The 19,376-nt window shown below is 53.3% G+C and carries 17 protein-coding genes; 10 read left to right on the forward strand and 7 right to left on the reverse strand.

Annotated features, from left to right (window positions below):
• Nucleotides 1–22: 22 nt before the first annotated feature.
• The 6 genes from murG to accD all read left to right on the forward strand — a co-directional run bounded on the left by murG (nt 23) and on the right by accD (nt 7,277).
• A complete protein-coding gene (gene murG / locus HH216_RS09375; RefSeq protein ID WP_169550581.1) occupies nt 23–1,114 on the forward strand; it encodes an undecaprenyldiphospho-muramoylpentapeptide beta-N-acetylglucosaminyltransferase in 1,092 nt (363 codons plus the stop codon).
• A complete protein-coding gene (gene murC / locus HH216_RS09380) occupies nt 1,111–2,523 on the forward strand; it encodes a UDP-N-acetylmuramate--L-alanine ligase (protein ID WP_169550582.1) in 1,413 nt (470 codons plus the stop codon). The genes murG and murC overlap by 4 nt, the downstream gene beginning before the upstream one ends.
• Before the next feature lie 37 nt (nt 2,524–2,560).
• Entirely contained in the window at nt 2,561–3,337 is a 777-nt protein-coding gene (locus tag HH216_RS09385; protein WP_169550583.1) for a cell division protein FtsQ/DivIB, read from the forward strand.
• Nucleotides 3,337–4,728, forward strand: coding sequence for a cell division protein FtsA (gene ftsA / locus HH216_RS09390; RefSeq protein ID WP_169553316.1), 1,392 nt, complete (start codon nt 3,337–3,339; stop codon nt 4,726–4,728). Before HH216_RS09385 ends, ftsA begins: the two co-directional genes overlap by 1 nt.
• Nucleotides 4,729–4,801: 73 nt before the next feature.
• Complete coding sequence (gene ftsZ / locus HH216_RS09395) at nt 4,802–6,247, forward strand: cell division protein FtsZ (RefSeq protein ID WP_169550584.1); 1,446 nt, start codon at nt 4,802–4,804, stop codon at nt 6,245–6,247.
• Nucleotides 6,248–6,434: 187 nt separating this feature from the next.
• Nucleotides 6,435–7,277: an acetyl-CoA carboxylase, carboxyltransferase subunit beta gene (accD, locus tag HH216_RS09400; protein WP_169550585.1), complete on the forward strand. Its 843-nt coding sequence runs from the start codon at nt 6,435–6,437 to the stop codon at nt 7,275–7,277.
• 38 nt (nt 7,278–7,315) lie between these two features.
• On the opposite strand, the gene HH216_RS09405 is transcribed toward accD, so the two are convergent.
• Entirely contained in the window at nt 7,316–8,425 is a 1,110-nt protein-coding gene (locus HH216_RS09405; protein WP_169550586.1) for a T9SS type A sorting domain-containing protein, read from the reverse strand.
• A 108-nt stretch (nt 8,426–8,533) separates the two neighbouring features.
• On the opposite strand from HH216_RS09405, the gene HH216_RS09410 reads away from it, so the two are divergent.
• Nucleotides 8,534–9,367, forward strand: a complete 834-nt coding sequence (locus HH216_RS09410) for an enoyl-CoA hydratase/isomerase family protein (protein WP_169550587.1) — start codon at nt 8,534–8,536, stop codon at nt 9,365–9,367.
• On the opposite strand, the gene HH216_RS09415 is transcribed toward HH216_RS09410, so the two are convergent.
• Both HH216_RS09415 and HH216_RS09420 read right to left on the reverse strand, forming a co-directional pair.
• On the reverse strand, nt 9,353–9,817 hold the full coding sequence (locus tag HH216_RS09415) for a nuclear transport factor 2 family protein (RefSeq protein ID WP_169550588.1): 465 nt from the start codon (nt 9,815–9,817) through the stop codon (nt 9,353–9,355). The two genes, HH216_RS09410 and HH216_RS09415, sit on opposite strands and share 15 nt — an antisense overlap.
• Nucleotides 9,818–10,524: 707 nt before the next feature.
• Nucleotides 10,525–11,502, reverse strand: coding sequence for a DNA-methyltransferase (locus HH216_RS09420; RefSeq protein WP_217371900.1), 978 nt, complete (start codon nt 11,500–11,502; stop codon nt 10,525–10,527).
• Nucleotides 11,503–11,605: 103 nt separating this feature from the next.
• On the opposite strand from HH216_RS09420, the gene HH216_RS09425 reads away from it, so the two are divergent.
• Both HH216_RS09425 and HH216_RS09430 read left to right on the forward strand, forming a co-directional pair.
• Nucleotides 11,606–11,815 (forward strand): helix-turn-helix domain-containing protein, encoded by a 210-nt coding sequence (locus HH216_RS09425; protein ID WP_169550589.1) that lies wholly within the window; start codon nt 11,606–11,608, stop codon nt 11,813–11,815.
• Nucleotides 11,808–12,521: a hypothetical protein gene (locus HH216_RS09430; RefSeq protein WP_169550590.1), complete on the forward strand. Its 714-nt coding sequence runs from the start codon at nt 11,808–11,810 to the stop codon at nt 12,519–12,521. The genes HH216_RS09425 and HH216_RS09430 overlap by 8 nt, the downstream gene beginning before the upstream one ends.
• A gap of 352 nt (nt 12,522–12,873) precedes the next feature.
• Here the strand turns inward: HH216_RS09430 and xylA are convergent, their stop codons facing one another.
• From xylA to HH216_RS09445, 3 genes are all read right to left on the reverse strand, one after another.
• Nucleotides 12,874–14,217: a xylose isomerase gene (gene xylA / locus HH216_RS09435; protein ID WP_169550591.1), complete on the reverse strand. Its 1,344-nt coding sequence runs from the start codon at nt 14,215–14,217 to the stop codon at nt 12,874–12,876.
• 98 nt (nt 14,218–14,315) lie between these two features.
• The gene (locus tag HH216_RS09440; protein ID WP_169550592.1) at nt 14,316–15,086 is read right to left on the reverse strand and encodes a putative periplasmic lipoprotein; all 771 of its coding nucleotides are present in this window, start codon (nt 15,084–15,086) and stop codon (nt 14,316–14,318) included.
• A gap of 410 nt (nt 15,087–15,496) precedes the next feature.
• Entirely contained in the window at nt 15,497–16,987 is a 1,491-nt protein-coding gene (locus tag HH216_RS09445; protein WP_169550593.1) for a xylulokinase, read from the reverse strand.
• Between the two features lie 246 nt (nt 16,988–17,233).
• On the opposite strand from HH216_RS09445, the gene HH216_RS09450 reads away from it, so the two are divergent.
• A complete protein-coding gene (locus tag HH216_RS09450; RefSeq protein ID WP_169550594.1) occupies nt 17,234–18,244 on the forward strand; it encodes a bifunctional heptose 7-phosphate kinase/heptose 1-phosphate adenyltransferase in 1,011 nt (336 codons plus the stop codon).
• Between the two features lie 48 nt (nt 18,245–18,292).
• On the opposite strand, the gene hemE is transcribed toward HH216_RS09450, so the two are convergent.
• Nucleotides 18,293–19,321 (reverse strand): uroporphyrinogen decarboxylase, encoded by a 1,029-nt coding sequence (hemE, locus tag HH216_RS09455; RefSeq protein ID WP_169550595.1) that lies wholly within the window; start codon nt 19,319–19,321, stop codon nt 18,293–18,295.
• Nucleotides 19,322–19,376 lie beyond the last annotated feature (55 nt).

Consider the following 19,376-nt stretch of genomic DNA (forward strand, 5'->3'; position numbering starts at 1 on the left):
CCCGTCAGTAACCCAATAGAGTATGAATGTAATCATTAGCGGGGGTGGTACCGGAGGGCATATTTATCCCGCCATTGCCATTGCCAATGAGTTAAAAACCATCGACCCGACCACCAGACTGCTGTTTGTCGGTGCGGAAGGCAAGATGGAAATGGAGAAAGTCCCCCGCGCTGGCTACGAAATTATCGGCCTGCCGGTGGTGGGCATCCGGCGCGAGTTGACGCTGGCTAACCTGCTTTTCCCGATTAAACTGGGCCGTAGTCTGTTGAAGGCGCAGGAAATCGTGCGCGACTTCCGCCCCGATGTGGCGGTGGGTGTGGGTGGTTATGCCAGTGGCCCGCTGTTGCTGGCGGCATCGCTGAAAGGGGTACCGACGCTGATTCAGGAGCAAAACTCGTATGCCGGTCTGACCAATAAAGTACTGGCGCGCTGGGCAAAACGCATTTGTGTCGCTTACCCCGGCATGAGCACTTTTTTTCCGGCTGATAAAATCCGGCTGACCGGCAATCCGGTTCGTAGCGATATCCAACAGGCCGATAGTCAGGTAACCGCCGGTCGGCAGTTTTTCGGTCTGGATGCCAACCGACCAACGTTGCTGGTGATTGGTGGTAGTCAGGGCGCACGTACGATCAACGAAAGTATGGAAGCCGGACTAAGCCGGTTTGTGGAGGCAGGTGTGCAGGTTGTCTGGCAAACGGGAACTGGCTTCATCGATCGTGCCCGGCAGGCTGTTACTGCGCTGGGGTCACCGCTGATCCGGGCCTACGACTTCATTTACGAAATGGACAAAGCCTACGCTGTTGCCGATGCCGTGGTGTCGCGGGCGGGGGCGTTGTCGGTGTCGGAACTTGCGTTGGTGGGTCGGCCAGCGATTCTGGTGCCCTTTCCGCAGGCGTCGGAAGATCATCAGACCAAGAACGCCATGAGCCTGGTCGATCGGAAGGCGGCTCTACTGGTGCGTGATCAGGACGCCCGGCAACAGTTGGTTGGCGCGGCACTAGACCTGCTGGCTAACGAATCCCAGCGTAAACAGCTGAGCGCTGAATTGAAACAATTAGGAAAACCAAATGCCGCCCGCGACATCGCGGAGGAAGTACGCAAACTCGCGCAATGACTTTAGATCGTTTTCAGTACGTTTATTTTTTAGGTATTGGTGGTATTGGCATGAGCGCGCTGGCCCGTTGGTTTGGGGTCAATGGCTTCGTCGTTGCGGGCTACGACCGTACCCCCACCGCCCTGACCGATGCCCTACAGGCTGAAGGCATGGCAATTCACTTCACCGAAGAGGTCGAACAAATTCCGGCAATCTTCCGCGAGAACGCCGATAAAACGCTGGTCATCTATACGCCTGCCGTTCCCAAAACACACCCGGAATACATCTACCTGACCGAAAACGGATTTACACTGCAAAAGCGGTCGCAGGTGCTGGGCCTGATTGCCGGGCAGATGAACACGGTGGGTGTGGCCGGTACGCACGGCAAAACCACTACGTCGTCGATGGTGGCGCATATCCTGCGGGATGCGGGCGTTAACTGCGCGGCATTTCTGGGTGGTATCACCAACAACTACGGAACAAATTTTCTGCTCAACGAGCCCGCCGACGACCTGCGCTCGGTGGCCTGCGTAGTGGAGGCCGATGAGTTTGACCGCTCGTTTCTGACGCTGCACCCGCATTTGGCCATTGTCACCTCAACCGATGCTGACCACCTCGATATTTACGGCGCACATGATGCTGTGCTCGACTCGTTCGGTATGTACGTCAGTCAGATCGAACCAATCAGCGTGGGGGGCGGGCCATCGGAGCCGGGCGTGCTGTTCATGAAGAAGGGCCTGTCTCTCGCCGACAAGACGAGTGCCGAGGTGCGAACCTATTCGTTGAACGAAGGTGATTACCACGCGCAAAATCTGCGCATCGAAAACGCGACGTTTCGGTTTGACCTGGCTTACCCCGACGGTGTCATCACGGATATTCCGTTGCTGATACCCGGCTTTCACAACGTAGAAAATGCGATTGCCGCCGGGGCCGTTGCCTTGCAGCTGGGCGTTTCACCGGATGCCATCCGGCAGGCACTGAGTAGCTACCGGGGTGTGAAACGTCGGTTTGAATACGTACTCAAAACCGACCGGGCCGTACTGATTGACGACTATGCGCATCACCCAGCCGAAGTCGAAGCGTTTCTGAAGTCGGTGCGGGCGCTCTACCCGGATCGTGAGCTGACCGTTATTTTCCAGCCGCATCTGTTCAGCCGCACCCGCGATTTTGCCGAAGGCTTCGCTAATAGTCTGTCGCTGGCTGATAATGTACTGCTTCTGGATATTTATCCGGCCCGCGAGCTACCGATGGAAGGGGTAACATCAGAACTGATTTTTCGCGACATTCGGGCCAAAACGAAACGGCAGTGCTCCAAGGATGACGTATTGCGCATTATTTCATCTGAAAAGCCCACATTGCTGGTAACGGTGGGGGCAGGCGACGTCGATCAGTTGCTGCCGCAATTAAAAAGCCGTTTGGAAGACCAATAAATAAAAAAGTTGACAGATTGTCTTAGCTTGTACGGAGATGTTTTCTACCTTTAAATCAATCCGAACGTGGCTACTCACGGCTGGCGGGCTTTTTGGCCTGTTCGGCCTGATTGCGTTTACGGAAATCCGTCATGGGCAAAAACACGTTCGCGACGTGATTGTCCGGCTGAACCAGGCGGATGGAGAACACTTCTTAACCAATCGGGACGTAATGGCCTATCTGACGCGGGACGGCAACGATCCTATTCTGGGGAAAGCCTACACAGACGTTAACTTCCGGCAGCTCGAAACACGGCTCCGGCAGCACGGTCTGGTAAAAACCTGTCAGGTGTCCCGTGATCTCAATGGTGATCTGATCGTTAACGTCGAACCGCCCCGGCCATTAGCCCGGCTCGTCAGTCTGTCCGATGATGAAAGCCGTCGGGTGGGTGGGCAGTATGTGAGCGAAGAGGGGCGCTTTTTCCCGGTATCGATGAACTACACGGCGCGGGTACCGCTACTAAGCGGGGCCTACTTTGCCAGCAACCGTTCGCTGGCCAGTGAGCGGAACCGGCCGTTGCTGAACTTGCTGAAGCGAATTCAGCAGGACTCGTTCTGGCGCGCGCAGATCGTTGAGTTATCCGTCGATCGGGCGGGTGAGGTAACGATGTGGCCCCAGCTCGGACAGCAGCAGCTTGAACTGGGCGAACCGGTCAATCTGGATGTGAAGTTTCAAAAGCTGAAGTTATTTTATACGAATATTCTACCCGCAAAAGGCTGGGATGCTTACCACCGGGTGAATGTTCAGTACCGAAATCAAATAGTGTGCGAATGATGGCGACGAGCGTTGGAGAGAGTGTCGTAGTGGGTCTGGATATCGGCAGTACGAAAGTATGTGCCGTAGCCGGACGATTGGTACGCAACAATAAAAATCAGGAGACACTGGAAGTATTGGGCGTCGGTCGGACGCGTATGAATGATGGTGTTGCGAAAGGATCGGTTGTAAACGTCAACAACGCCGTTAGTGCCATTCATCAGGTCATCGACGAGGTAGCCAGTCAGATCAACATGCCGATCGACCGGGTAAACGTAAGTTTCAACGGGTCGCACGTGGTGTCGGTTAAGTCGACGGGTAATATCACCCGCTCATCAGCTGGCGACGAAATTCAGAAGGAAGATATCGATCACCTGCTGAACGATATGTACCGCACCGCTATTCCGGCCGATAAGGAAATTATCCACGTACTACCGATGGATTTTACGGTCGATAGTGAGGTGAACATCGATCAGCCCGTTGGGCGGAATGGGGTTAAGTTGGGCGCTGACTTTCAGATTATTACCGCTCAGGCTAATGCCGCCCGGAACGTGCGGAAGTGCGTTGTGCGCAATGAACTGACGCTCGATACAATGATGCTGTCGGTGCTGGCGTCGGGATTGTCGGTACTGACGGAAGAAGAGAAGTACGCAGGTGTTGCCCTGATCGATATCGGCGGAGGCACAACCCAAATGGCCATCTACTACCGCAATGTGCTGCGGCACGTAGCGGTGTTCCCGTGGGCGGGAAACAGCCTGACGTCTGATATTCAGCTTGGTTGCAAAATCATGCCCGAGCAGGCCGAACAGCTTAAGAAGAAATTTGGTAGTGCAGTACCCGCCGATTTCAACCTGAATCAGGTTGTGGCGGTGCCGGGATTGAGCAATAAAAAGCCCAAAGACGTACTAATCAAGAACGTCGCGATCATCATTGAAGATCGGCTTCGCGAAATTGCGGCTATGGTACAGGCCGAAATTCTGCGGTCGGGCTACGAAGGAAAGCTGCTGGGCGGACTGGTACTAACGGGCGGTACGGCCATGATTTCGGGTATAGAGCCGATCTTCGGCCGCGTAACCGGTGCCGAAGAGGTGCGTGTGGGCTACCCTGAACACCTGGAGCCCAACGGTCGGGCCGACCTCGTGGGTGATCCGGCCTACGCTACGGCGGTCGGGCTGGTGTGGGCGGGGTACAAAACGCTCGACCGGCGCATCTCATTTATCAGCGATCCCGTCCGGGCCAAGTACAACGAACGCCCCACTGTTGAGCGACGCCCGACACCGGAGCCAGTTGTTGAAAAACCCGAGCAAATGCTGCCACCCGAGCCCGAGCGGCCGCAGGGAGAGGGGTTCTTCGATCGGCTTTTGAAGACGCTGTTTCCACCGAAAGGCAGCCCTACCGATACCTACGAATAAAACTGGATGCTGAACAAGCACCGATTTTGCATAGTTTTTGTCCAACATACCTAAGACACTACAGAACCGCCACATGGTGACACAAGGCTATAGATTTGCAACGGAAGAAAAAAGCCAACACATCATTAAGGTGATTGGCGTCGGGGGCATGGGGGGAAATGCCGTCAAGCACATGTATGAGATGGGCATGAAAGACGTGGATTTCGCCGTGTGCAATACCGATCGTCAGGCATTGATGAGTAACCCCGTGGAGGATCGGTTGCAACTTGGCGATGGGCTGGGCGCTGGTACAGAAGCAAAGGCCGGTGAGGAAGCGGCCCGCGCCAATATCGAAGAAATTCGCAAGATGCTGGCATCACCGACCCGGATGGTCTTTATCACGGCCGGTATGGGTGGTGGTACGGGCACCGGTGCGGCTCCGGTCGTTGCTGAAATAGCCAAAGAAATGGGTATGCTGACGGTCGCTGTCGTAACGGCACCGTACTGGTACGAAGGCGTCGAGAAAAAAGAACAGGCGCTGGAGGGTATCGAAAAGCTTAAGAAGAGCTGTGATACGGTACTCGTTGTGCTGAACGATAAACTATCGGAGTTGTACAGTAACCTGACTTGGCGTCAGGCGTACGCGCACGCCGACGATGTACTGGCCAATGCCGTAAAAAGTATCGCCGAAATCATCACGACGCAGGGCGACATCAACTCGGACTTTGCCGACGTCAAGAAAGTACTTGAGCGCGCTGGTCAGTCGGTGATGGGATCGGCGGAAGCATCCGGCGAAGACCGGGCCGTAAAAGCAATCGAAGCGGCTCTGAACTCGCCCCTGCTCAACGACCACGATATTCGGGGAGCGCAGCGCCTGCTGCTCACGATTTCGTCGAGCGAAGAAAATTCGATGTTCGTCTGGGAGCAAACGGCCATCAACCAGCACGTTTCCGACCGGATTCAGGCGCAGGCCCGAATGATGAAAGTGGGTGCTATCACCGACAATTCACTGGGCGATAAACTGCGGGTTACGATTATTGCCGCTGGTTTCGGGCCAACGACTGACCTGGGTGAAATTCTGAAAGGAACGCCCGGCGACCTGCGCGATCCCGAGCCGGAAGTGGCAATCGTGGAAGAGGAGCCGCTTGTGGAAGAGCCGACGGCCGAAGCAGAAGAAGAGTCGACCGTCGAAGAAAAACGGGAGCCGGTTAGTGTGTACGATGATGAGCCCGAGCCGGTATCGCTGCGTGGGAGCCGTGATCGGGTACCAACCGACCGTACTGGCGACTCGCTCGGCGTGGGTGAAAGTAACAAGCATCTGCTTTCCGATGATGGCCGGCACTCAATTTCGGAGGAACCCGCTGATCGATCAGACGATGCCGAACTGATTCGTAAGACCATTGAAGCCTTCATGCGGGGACCGGTGATGGACATGGAACGGCCTACTTTCGAGCGTAATCATCACATTCTGTACGAAAGACCGTCGCTGCCCGACGACGAGTTTGTCAGATCAAATCTGAACAGCGTCCGGCACGATTAACAGCCGCAGTAGATATGCCAAAAGGGGCTTCCGGTCAGGAAGCCCCTTTTTTGATTGTCAGCATCAGGTTATCGGTAGATCAACAGCTTGTGGGCTTGGGCTTGCCAAACCGGTCGGGATTCTTTGTACCTTTGTCGCTTATTTATGCTGACCGCCTGTAGCGAGTCTGTTAACTGTTACTGTTGCTATGTCCTGGTTCGTCCGAAAAGATAAAGGAATTCAAACCCCCACCGAACTGAAACGGGAAGCCCCCGACGGGTTGTGGTACCAGTGCCCAAACTGCAAAAAAGCCATGCAGACGCGGGAGCACAAACTCAACGCGTATACCTGCATTCACTGCAACTACCACGAGAAAGTTGGGTCGGAAGCGTATTTCTCCATCCTGTTCGACGATAATGACTTCGTTGAACTCGATGCGACGATGATATCGGGTGATCCGCTCAATTTCGTCGACACGAAAGCCTACCCCGACCGTATCCGGGCAACGATCGCCAAGACAGGCCTGCGCGACGCCGTTCGGACGGCCTACGGACCGATGAATGGCGAAATCGTGACAATGGCTGTGATGGACTTTTCGTTTATCGGCGGGTCAATGGGGTCGGTCGTTGGGGAAAAGATAGCCCGCGCCATCGACCAGGCTATTAAAAACCGGACACCTTTTCTGATGATATCCCGGTCAGGCGGAGCCCGGATGATGGAAGCGGGTTTTTCGTTGATGCAAATGGCAAAGACGTCGGCCAAACTGGCGCTGCTGTCGAACGAAAAACTGCCTTACGTGTCGCTGCTGACCGACCCGACAACGGGTGGCGTTACGGCGTCGTATGCCATGCTGGGCGACTTCAACATCGCGGAACCTGAGGCACTAATTGGCTTTGCTGGGCCACGGGTTATCCGCGAAACCATCGGTAAAGATCTGCCCAAAGGCTTTCAGAGCGCTGAATTTGTGCTTGAACATGGATTTCTGGATTTCATCGTCGACCGCAAAGACCTGAAAGACCGGCTATCGACGCTGTTCAGCATGCTGAAATAAAAAGAAGATCGAATAGATAAAGGCCGGGCAACCGGCCTTTACTTTTTAACAACTTTCTCCATCAGAATACGACCGGCTATCTCGGCCCGGATCAGGTAGGTACCGGCTGACAGACTTCCCATGCCGATAACCTGCTCGTGCCGACGAACGGCGGTGCGGGAGCCAAGTCGGTGTATTTGCCGCCCACTGGTGTCGAACAGCTGCACAACCATGACGGATGGGGTGTTGCTCTGCACGACCACCTGCAAATTTTCTTCGACTGGATTGGGAAACACGCTGAGCTGCATGGATGCGTCGCGCAGTTCTTCCACCGCTGTTACGATGCCAGCCGTCGAAGCCGGTTCGTAGGCCGGGATGGTAACGGGCGTACCCGGCTGATCGACGGCAAACAGCGAAATCTCCTCCAGGGTCTGACTGATATTGATGCCGTTCCGGTATTCATTGATGTAAACGGCAATATCGTACTGCCCCTGCCGTGTGGGCGCGTTCCAGATCAGTTCGCCGGTGCGGCCATTCAGCACAAAAGTGCCTTGCTGAGTAACCTCGTTGGGAAAGAGATAACCACTGAGTATCGAACTGCTGCAACCGCCCGGAGTCACTGCGGTGAGGGGGCGGGTCAGTGAATACACCAGACTGTCGCCGTCGGCATCGGTGGCACGCAGGGAAATGACGGCCCGCTGATTGACGCCCACGCGAATGCCGCCGACCGGACTGGCGGCTACGGGTGTCTGATTGGTAAACGCGTTACTGATGATGAACGTGGTCGTCAATGCCAATAGGCTTGTAATTGACGATGGAATATTGAGCAGTCCCGAGCGATTCGTCAGCACCACGGTGGGCGTGTACGTGCCAGCACCGGGATACGTGTATGTCGTTTCAAAAAGCAGCGCCGTAGCAAGTCCGTCCGGGGCGGTTGTCGACTGACTCTTCCGATTGACTACCTGCGTCGTACCGTCGCCCAGGCAGAGCGACAACGACACCAGCTCGCGCGTTGCTACTGCCTGCGGATCAGCAAAAACTATCGTTGATATCGTGTACGTAAGCGCCTGACCGGGAACAGGCGCAACGCGAATATAACCGCCCGACAGGTGAGAGGCCTGCGCCTGAAAGCCTGCGAGCAACAAGAGAAGGTAAAGGCTATTCTTCACGAACTGGTGTACGGATTGGGTAACTCTACCTGAATAACTCGACTTAGGTTACCTTCGTATACGGCTGCTGGAATAGTTCGTAAGCGGTATTTTCTTGTACTTTAGGGTATGCTATACACGGCTCAACAAACGACTGATTTGCCCGAAACGGGCTTCCATTACCTGCTTACGTCCTTCAGTGGGCACGTCCTGACGATTACGCTGAACCGACCAGAAAAAAAGAATGCCCTGCACCCGCCCATGCTGGCTGAGATAGCGTTTGCCCTGACTCACGCGCAGCACAATCCGGCTGTCTGGCTGATTGTGCTGGCAGCAGCGGGGGATACGTTCTGCGCGGGCATGGATTTGAAAAGCCTGGCGACCGGCTCCAGCGAAACACCCGCTGTGCCCGAGCCCAGCGGCCCCGTTCGGCTGGGCGAACTGATGCAGCAACTTGACAAGCCAACGATTGCGCGGGTGCAGGGGGGCGTGTATGCCGGTGGCTTTCTGCTGGTGGCGGGTTGTACATATGCTGTCGCAGCCGAATCGGCGGTGTTTAGTTTGCCCGAAGTAAAACGGGGGCTGTTTCCGTTTCAGGTGCTCGCGCTACTGCTCGATCTTATGCCCGCCCGCAAAGCACTCGACCTTTGTCTGCGCGCACATACGCTCTCGGCCGCTGATGCCCAGACGATCGGATTAATAACCGATGTCGCGCCCCCGGACCAACTGGAAACAGCTGTTAATCAATTAGTAAACGAGTTGACGCAGTTTTCGCCAACGGCTATGCAGTTCGGCCTACGGGCGCGACGGCAGTTAAAAAGCCTGCCGTCGGAGCAACAGCAGGCCTATCTGTATGAGCAGTTTGTGCAGCTTCAGCAAACACCCGATGCGCAGGAAGGCATGGCGGCTTTTCTGGAAAAACGCCCACCAGTATGGTCGGGCGACGACTCAACGTTTCGGTAGATCGGGGCAATTCTCGGCTCGTCGGGTGTCGATGATGCCCTGAATCTGCCACGTGCCGTCTAGTTTGACAAGCGTAAAGGCGTTGACCCCGCAATGATCTTTCTGTCCCTGCCGATAGAAAACGTAGGGTGTCCAGGCGGTAGCCAGTTCGCCGTCGATTTTGATATCCATACTGGCCAGCCGCTCGTCGAGTAGCCCTGGTTTGGCCATACCAACACGACTGATAAAACTGCTGATTGGTGAATCGCTTATGCTGATGGTGCCCTGTTTATTCACGACCGTTTGCAGCCGGGCGTTGGGCGTGAAAACCGGTTTCAGCATCGCCGAGTCGGCTTTGATCATACCATCAAATAACTTGTTGATGGTGCCTCTAACCGCCGTTTCTTCGGTCGATTGAGCAAGCGCCGGCCCTGTAAACAGCAGGACTAATACGAATGGAGTAACTCTCATTGTGTGTTTCTGGATTGATTGCCCCGGTCGCGGAAGGCACGAATAACAACGATCAATATAGCCACGATGGGCAGGACCACTATCGTTGCTGCCAGTAAGATAAGTAGATATTCCTGCCCGCGCAGACCGAATAAGCCATACATAACGACCGCGAGGGCTGATGGAGCAGCGAGCAAGATAACTGAACAAAAACAAGTTCCAACCTTTACACCCTCGTTTGGTTGGGCTGCCCCGCTTCCTTCGGGACGTGCTCCCTGTCCCCCGCCAACGACCCCGCGCGAAGCGGACAACAACGCACCCATCCGCTTTTCAGACCCGCGCGAAGCCTCACGCTACGTTTCAGAGTCGCCATTCCACTACGTCTCTCGTGTCGACCGTAACCTTTTCCGCTTCCTTTTCGGAGCGTTTCTCGTGTCGCACCCAACCCAAAAAAGCGTCCCAACTCCGGCGATTCTCGTGTCGACCGAAAGCCGCCTAACCAGCCAAACAGCTTGATTTGGGGACGCGCTGACTGTCGCACGAAAGCCGACAAACGAGCACTACATTTTGGCCGATGCACCCAACGCCCGCGAGGGCTGATGGTGCAGCACGCTACTCAAAACTACGAACGTAACATCAACCTTTACACCCTCATTTGGTTGGGCTGCCCGCTTTCCCACGGGACATGCTCCCTGTCACCCGACAAGCCGCCCATGCGGAGCGATATACTATGTACCTATAATAGTTTTATCAAATCTAAATTTACTTGCCTCTAGGTAGTTAGAATCCAAATCAACGCTTATCCATTGTCTATTCAATCGTTCTGCTACAGCACCTGTTGTATTTGAGCCAGCAAAAGGGTCCAATACAGTATCGCTTTCTTCAGTGAGAAGTTTTATGAAAAATTCAGGCAATGCTGCCGGAAAACGAGCTGGATGAATTTTAATGCCGTTTTCTTTACATTTCTTTGTGTAAATATCGTTGGCAGAATTATTCCCAAAACGCATCATACTATCAATAGTATTCTCCTCAAAAGTTTCATCTATTACGTTCGATGGAATTGAGCCGCCGGCATCAACCTTAGTAAAGCTTTCATTAATATTATGCCCAGACGGTCTACTAGTTTTATTAAGCCCCTTCTTATTAAGACGTAGCATGTCAGCGCTGTATGGACGAAGTACATTACGGTTGTTGGCTTTGGGTGACGTCGTTTTACTTAACCAGAACACATTTTCGACCGAATCTTTAACCCGGATACGGCGAACTGTTACCCACTCGGCGGGAACAGGCATTTTAGCTGGATTGTACCAAAATAACTCTTGAGCTAATTTGAAGCCAATTGTTTCAACAAGCTCAATAAGAAGTTTGTAATGGTAAAGGGATCTAGTCGGTTCTCCTTTATTGAAACTGCCACCTATATTCAAGACAAAGCTACCGTCGTTGGTCAGTATACGTTTGATTTCTTTTGCGAATTCTAAAAACCAGTCCACATACTCTGCTTTGCTGACATTACCGTATTCCTTTTTAAAATGCAGTGCATACGGCGGTGACGTAATGACTAGATTTATCGACTCTGAAGGCAGTGCCTTCATTAAGTCCAATGAATCAGCTAAATACGCTTTCCCAAAATTGGTTTCATAAAGAGATTTATATCCCTCAATATCAGCAAGTCCCGTCGGGGCATTGAAAGTCAATTCTTGTTGCAAAGCTGAGTTTATTTGAAATGTGAGAATACAAAGATAAGTTTATGTCCTTTTGGTACGCAAAGATATAGAAATAGGTTGACAATGTCAACCTATTTATTCCCGTATGGAACAAAACTCTAAAATTGACGAATGGATAACGCAGGCAGAAGCTGCTCGAATCAGAGGAGTTTCAAGGCAGTCAATTAATAAACTAGTAAAAGCTGGCAGACTTGACACATTTACAATTGGGGGTTCAGTTTTTGTAAACAGCAAGCAAATCGCACACTTTCAGCCTTCTCCTAAAGGGCGAAAAAAAGCATTAGATCATGAATGAAAATTTACATATCCAAAATTTCTTACAAACACTTTCTGAAGAAGGAAAAAGGGTATTATTTGAACAGCTTAAAATTGAAATAGGCATTCACCCACTAGAAAGTGAGATTGGTTTAAGTGGAGATGCTGTACTGTCTGCTATTCAAAAAATGAGAGCAGAAGCACCACTAACTTGGAGAATGCTAAGAGGTGTTTTAGCCGAGACCACATATGGTGTCAATGTTCTTACCAAAATTGTTGGATGGTCAGATATTACGCCTGTTGGTGATTTGCCATATGACTATTTAATCACTAATGGCACTGTTAATATTCGAATCCATATAAAATTGCAGCGGAGTAAAGATTTTGTTGCAATGACTGCTAATCAAGCGAGAAAAGGCTTTAGAAATGATATGTATGTTGTTGAAACCCAAAAAACTAGAGGTGGGAAAGATGAATTGGGAAGTGATACTAGACCATATAGGTTTAATGAGTTTGACATTTTAGCAGTTTGTATGCAGCCTTCTACTGGTAAATGGGATGATTACATGTACTCACTCGATAAATGGTTGATTCCTGACCCAAAAAACTCCAACCTTTTGTTGAAATTTCAACCCGTTGCAATGATTCCTAATAACGATTGGACTGATTCACTTGAAACAGCAATTAGCTGGTTTATGGAAGCCAATGCACAACCGAAAACAATTGCATGGAGTTACTTGCCCTAGTAAGCCGAACCTGTCGAGCGCACTTTCAACACCTGTCGCCAGTCAAACTCACTTTTTTGGGGTAACTGTCGAACGCTACGTAGTAAATCCATTTTTAGGCTCCCTTAACGGGCCATTTTTCGTGTCGACTGAAGCCGATCAACGAGCTACAATTAGCCAAACCGGGGCGTTTCCTTTGTCGCGAGAGAAGCTGAAATGCAAACCTAAAGTCGACCTGTCGAGTCGTGCGACCTGTCGCCCGGAAGCCCGAATTTGAAGCACTGGCTGTTGTGTCCACCCAACCTGACTTTTTACGCAAACAGGGCCGGTCGTATCAACAACCGGCCCTGTTTGGTGCATGATTGATTCAGGACTAAATGTATTGATTTACAATCATTTCGTACAGTTCCTGCTTGCCGCTGATCTGCTTTGGTTCGCCGTTGGTCATAGCGTAGTTGCGCAGGTCTTCCAGCGTCAGTTCACCTTTTTCAAAGCGAGCACCTTCCGCAGAATCGTAGCTGGCGTAGCGTTCAGCGCGCAGCTTTTTATACGACGATTTTTCCAGGATCGCTTCGGCAGCGATGGCCGCGCGGGCAAACGTATCCATACCGCCGATGTGGGCGATAAAGATGTCTTCCAGATCGGTCGAGTTACGCCGGGTCTTGGCGTCGAAGTTTACACCACCCGATTTAAAACCACCCGCTTCCAGAATGACCAGCATAGCTTCGGTCAGTTCGTACACGTCGACGGGGAACTGGTCGGTATCCCAGCCGTTTTGGTAGTCGCCCCGGTTGGCGTCGATACTACCCAGCATGTTGTTGTCGACGGCTACCTGAAGCTCGTGAGCAAACGTGTGGTTTGCCAGCGTAGCGTGGTTGGTTTCCAGGTTGAGTTCGAAATCATCCTGCAAGCCAAACTTGTTGAGGAAGCCAACAACCGTAGCTGCGTCGAAATCGTACTGGTGCTTGGTAGGCTCCATCGGCTTTGGCTCGATGTAGAATGCACCTTTGAAGCCTTGCTTGCGGGCGTAATCGCGGCTCATTTGCAGGAAACGGCCCAGGTGCTCCTGTTCGCGCTTCATGTTGGTGTTCAGCAGCGACATGTAGCCCTCGCGGCCTCCCCAGAACGTGTAGCCCGCGCCACCCAGCTCAATCGTAGCGTCGATGGCGTTTTTCACCTGCCAGCCGCCGTGAGCCAGTACGTGAAAATCAGGGTTGGTGCTGGCACCGTTCATGTACCGCTCGTGCGAGAACAGGTTAGCCGTGCCCCACAGTAGTTTCACACCGCTGGCTGCTTGCTTTTGCTTAGCGTAATCGACGATGGCGCGGAAGTTCTTCTCGAACTCGCTGTTCGAGTTGCCTTCGGGTGCTACGTCGATGTCGTGGAAGCAATAGAACTCCATGCCCATCTTGGTGATGAACTCGAAAGCCGCATCCATTTTCTGGTGCGCAGCCCCCAGTGGGTCGTTGCCAGCCATGGCGTCCCACGGGAAGTGTTTAACGCCTGGTCCGAACGGGTCATTACCTGTGCCGCAGAAGGTGTGCCAGTACGCTACCGCAAACCGGAACAGGTCCTTCATGGGTTTACCCAGAATCGTACGACTGGGATCGTAAAACTTAAATGCCAGCGGATTATCGGATTCGCGGCCTTCGTAAGCGATCGGCTTCTCGACAAACGGGAAATAGGCTTTGTCGCCTAGTGTTAAGGTCAAAGACATACGGATAAAAAATTGGTACAAACAAATAAGGTATCAAAGGTCAGCATCCTTTGATACCTTTTCTACTACCATAAGAGCAGAAACCACCTTTTTTTTACCTACTGGATTGGGAGTCTGATAAAGAAACCGTCCGGTTTCTTAAACGGGATGGGAACCGTGTAGCTACCCGAGTATTCATCACTCTCATACTCGTGCAGCGCAACGCCTGTTAACTGGCTGGCGGGCATGACCCGTATGTCGGATGCCCAGAATTTGGTGTCGATGTGAAATTCAGTCTTGAAATCCTTATCTGTCGACAACGTCAGGTAGTTACGGAATTGCAGGGGCGACTGATCGGGCTGATACGTATACACGTCGACGGGAACCGGTTTTTTACGGCCTATGGTTTTGGAAGCTTCCTCAATAATTTCCGGCTGGCCCGGTAGCCGTATGGAGCCGTTTGGATAGACCACAAACTGCCGCTTCTCCAGTTGCGTACCGGGCGGGATAAACCCAACGGCATCATCTTTAGAAATAACCCCGTTGATCGAGCCAACCGTGTATCGACCATGCCAGCTACTGACCGACGATGTGCCGAGATTAACATCAGCGACGTCGTACCAGTAATCCAGCTTTTCCTTTCCGATAATAAACGACGACCGCTTCCAGTCGACATATAGCGGGCGGTTCAGCTTATTGACCAGCAGAATATGCATCTGTCCGCGCTCCTCCGTAAAACTATAGCGCAGGGTTAGCGTATCGGTGTCCATGACCAGGCCCTGATCAGCAACAGGCCGGAGATTTGTACCACGCAGCGTAACGAGCTGTGCCTTGGGCGAACAGGCGGTAACCAGCAGGCCAGCTATCAACAGGGTGATTATCGTTTTCATGTGTAATTCGATCAGGTGGAGTACCGCTTGATACCAACGGTATCGGCAGGTAATTACTGCCGTCTTACGCGTATCGCGTCGATTTATCTTGTTAAAAAACTATAAATATCGTTGCACATATGATGCCTAAATAGGCATGTTCGACATGAAAAAAGCTCCATTTATTCGTTTTTAAATCGAAAATATGGCAGATCGAAGCATTATGTAGCATTTATCGGCTAAAAAGATACCTGAGTAATCGGTCCAGTTTTTTTCGACGTATATTGGGGTTGGCTTCGGCCACTTAGATAGGTTATCGAGTTCCCCACCCGTCAGTTGACAGGTGGGGACTTTTATGTTCAGCGGGTAAAATACGCGGTTTTCGTGGGCTGTGTTTTGCCCGGCGACTGCATTTACCAGACGGTAGGCATTTACCGTTTCAAAATCGTTTCCAATGTTTCCTGCCAGTTGCCGTACGCGTCACGATACGCTTGTTGCGCCCGCATATCTGGCTCGATGGTTTTGGTAACTGTCAGGCCGGTGAAGGCTTCGGCAGCGCTTTTATAGTAGCCAAGGCCAAGCCCGGCCCCGCGTGCCGCTCCCTGCGCACCGTCGGTATTGTACAATTCGATTACGGCTCCCGTCAGGTTGGCCAGTGTGTCGCGGAACAGGGGGCTGAGGAACATGTTGGCTTCGCCAGCCCGAACTGTCTGAATGCCAACGCCAACCGATTCCATGACCTTGATGCCGTAGTAGAGCGCAAATACGATGCCTTCCTGCGCCGACCGGATCATGTGGGGCAGGCCGTGCCGGTTGAATTGCAACCCCTGAAACGAAGCGCCCAGATCGACGTTCTCCAGCACGCGCTCGGCCCCATTGCCAAACGGCAGGCAAACCAGCCCGTCGGCCCCGACCGGCGCTTCGTGGGCCAGGTCGTTCATCTCGTTGTAGCTGATCGACCGGCGCAACACCTGATTCCGCAGCCAGCTGTTCAGACTACCCGTACCGTTGACGCACAGCAGCACGCCATACCGCGGGGCTTCGGCCGTGTGGCTAACGTGCAAGAACGTGTTCACCCGCGACTGTGGATCGTACTTGGCCTGATCGCTGACGCCGTACACCACCCCCGACGTACCGGCGGTAGCGGCAATCTGACCCGGCTCCAGCACATTCAGCGACAGGGCATTGTTGGGTTGATCGCCCGCGCGGTAGGTAACCGGTGTTCCGGCCGACAGGCCCAGCTCGGCGGCTGCGGCTGCCGATAGCTGACCCTGTTCGGCAAAGGTCGGGCGTAGGGTAGGCATCAGCCCGGCGTCGAAACCGAAATGGTCGAAGAGGAACTGAGCCGGCTGATCGGCCTGAAAATCCCAGAGTGTACCTTCCGAGAGGCCCGATGCGGTTGTCACGACCTCACCGGTCATGCGGGCCGCCAGGTAATCGCCCGGCAGCATAAAGTGCGCAACACGGGCGTAGGTGTCGGGTTCGTTGGCTTTCACCCAGGCCAGCTTGGCGGCTGTGAAATTGCCGGGGGAGTTCAACAGGTGCTTGAGTACCCGATCATGGCCCAGCGCGTCGAACGCTTTGCTGCCGTACGGAGCGGCCCGGCTGTCGCACCAGATAATCGACGGGCGCAGGACGTTCATGTCCCGATCGACTACGACCAGTCCGTGCATCTGGTAAGAAATACCAATCGCTTTTACGTCATCGGAGCGAATGCCGGCTTTTGTCAGTACGGCCTTGCTGGCGTTGCACGCGTTTTGCCACCAGTTGTCGGGATGTTGCTCGGCGAAACCCGGCTGGGGTGCGTCGATCGCCATTTCCGTTTCGGGGAAAAACGCCGATGCTACGGCCTTTCCGCTATCGGCTTCCACCAGACACGCTTTTACGGACGAACTACCTAAATCGAAGCCAAGAAAATACATGCGAAAAATAAAGTATAAGACGTGATATGATTGGTAACGAACTTGCTGATACCCATTTGGGACAATACTATTCCGCAAAGAAAACCGTGTTGGCGCATATACTCAACCCACCCGGTCGTTTTCGGAATTCGACCCCGCTTTTTGTTTCTTTACAGGAAATTTCAAAGGGCGAAAGAGCGAAAGACAGAAAGGGCAATTATGCTGGCTGGTTGCTCTTGCGCTCTTTACCACTTTCGCTCATTAGGTATGTCTCCAGTCCTGGATCTTTCGATTGATGAACTTTTTACGCAGTTTGATTCCTTACGGGTGCTTATCGTTGGCGACGTTATGCTGGATTCGTACGTGTGGGGCCGCGTAGAGCGGATTTCTCCGGAGGCACCCGTACCCGTTGTCAACGTCGACCGGCGCGAACTGCGACTGGGCGGAGCGGGCAACGTACTACTGAACGTGCAGGCGCTGGGCGCCGAAGCCATCATCTGCTCGGTAATCGGGACCGACGCGCCGGGCGATCAGCTGGAGCATGAACTGTGCGACCGGGGGCTGAACTGCGACGGGCTGATCCGTAGCCACGACCGTATCACGACCATAAAGGAACGCATCATTGCCGGTTCGCAACAGGTTGTCCGGGTCGACACCGAAACCGATCGATACATTACGACTGACGAACGGGCACAGCTTGTTGCGAAAGCGAAAGAACTGATTCCAACTTGCCACGTCGTTATTTTTGAGGATTACGACAAAGGCGTACTGAGCAAAGAAGCGATCGCCGAGATCACCGATTTTGCCAACGAGCAACGGATACCAACGGTGGTCGATCCGAAGAAGCGCAACTTCCTGTCGTATCAGAACACAACCCTATTCAAGCCGAACCTGAAAGAATTACGTGAGGGGTTGAAACTCGATTTCGACGTCGACAACGCCGGCGAATTTCAATCGGCGGTCGATCAGCTGAAGCAGCAGCTAAACGTGTCGGGTGCGCTGATTACCCTCTCGGAGCGGGGCGTGTTCATCGATTTCAACGAACAAAAACTAAAGTTACCCGCCCACGTCCGGCAGATCGCCGACGTATCGGGCGCGGGCGATACGGTCATTAGCATTGCCGCCTGCTGCGTTGCCCTGCGTCAGTCGCCTGCCGTGATTGCCGGCCTGTCGAACCTCGGCGGGGGGCTGGTCTGCGAATCAGTAGGCGTCGTGCCCATCAATAAAGCGCAGTTAAAGCAGGAAGCCATCGAAGCCGGTTTGCTGGCTAATTCGTAGTTGATAAACAGACAAAGGGCGCACCAAGATGGTGCGCCCTTTGTCTGTTTAGCGGGTCGACAATTCTTTCACAGCGTCGACAAAGCAGCGTGCCTTGTCAGGGTCGGTATCGGGGTAAATGCCGTGGCCGAGGTTGGCGATGTAGTGCTGATGGCCGAAGGCGTCGAGCATGTGTTTGACCTCCCGTTTGATCTGCGCAAAATCAGCGTATAGCACGCAGGGGTCGAGGTTACCCTGCAACACTTTGTTTGGCACCAGTTCGCGCGATTCGGTGGGGTCCATGTTCCAGTCGAGACCAACGACCTGACAGTCGAGCTGCCCGATTTCGTGCCGGGCGAAGAACGCGCCTTTGGCAAAAACCGTAACTGGTACATCGGTGATGGCGTCGCAGATCTGCTTGATGTACGGCAGCGAGAATTGCCGGTACTGCTCAGGCGACAGGATACCCGCCCACGAATCGAATAGCTGAATCAGGTCGGCTCCGGCCAGCACCTGCGCTTTCAGGTACGAAATCGTGCTGTCGGTGATTTTTTGCAGCAGCGTATGCGCGAAAGCCGCGTCGGTATACAGCAGTTTTTTAGCAACCGAGAACGTTTTTGAGCCTTTGCCTTCGGTCATGTAACAGAAGATCGTGAACGGCGCACCGGCAAAGCCAATCAGCGGTACCCGGCCATTCAGTTCTTTCTTCGTCAGCCGGATGGCATCCAGCACATAGCCCAGATCGGTTTCGGCATCGGCGACGCGCAACTGCCCCAGATCAACACTCGACCGAACCGTTTTCGGAAACACCGGCCCCCGGCTCTCGATCATTTCGTAGGGCAGTCCCATTGCTTCGGGCACCACCAGAATATCGGAGAAGATAATAGCCGCGTCGACGTCGAAGGCATCGATAGGCTGAATGGTCACTTCAGCGGCTAGTTCGGGCGTTTTCGCCAGCGTAATAAAACTACCTGCCTGCTCGCGAACGGCCCGGTACTGCGACAACACCCGACCTGCCTGCCGCATCATCCAGACCGGCACTCGTTCGTTCAGCTCGCCCCGCGCTGTGCGAAGCAGCAAATCATTTTGTAACGTCATGCCGCAAAGATACGCCGGCTAAACAGTTCTACCGTTTATTCGACTAGCTGCGCCA

The organism is Spirosoma rhododendri (assembly GCF_012849055.1).
In the GTDB taxonomy this organism is placed as follows: Bacteria; Bacteroidota; Bacteroidia; order Cytophagales; family Spirosomataceae; genus Spirosoma; species Spirosoma rhododendri.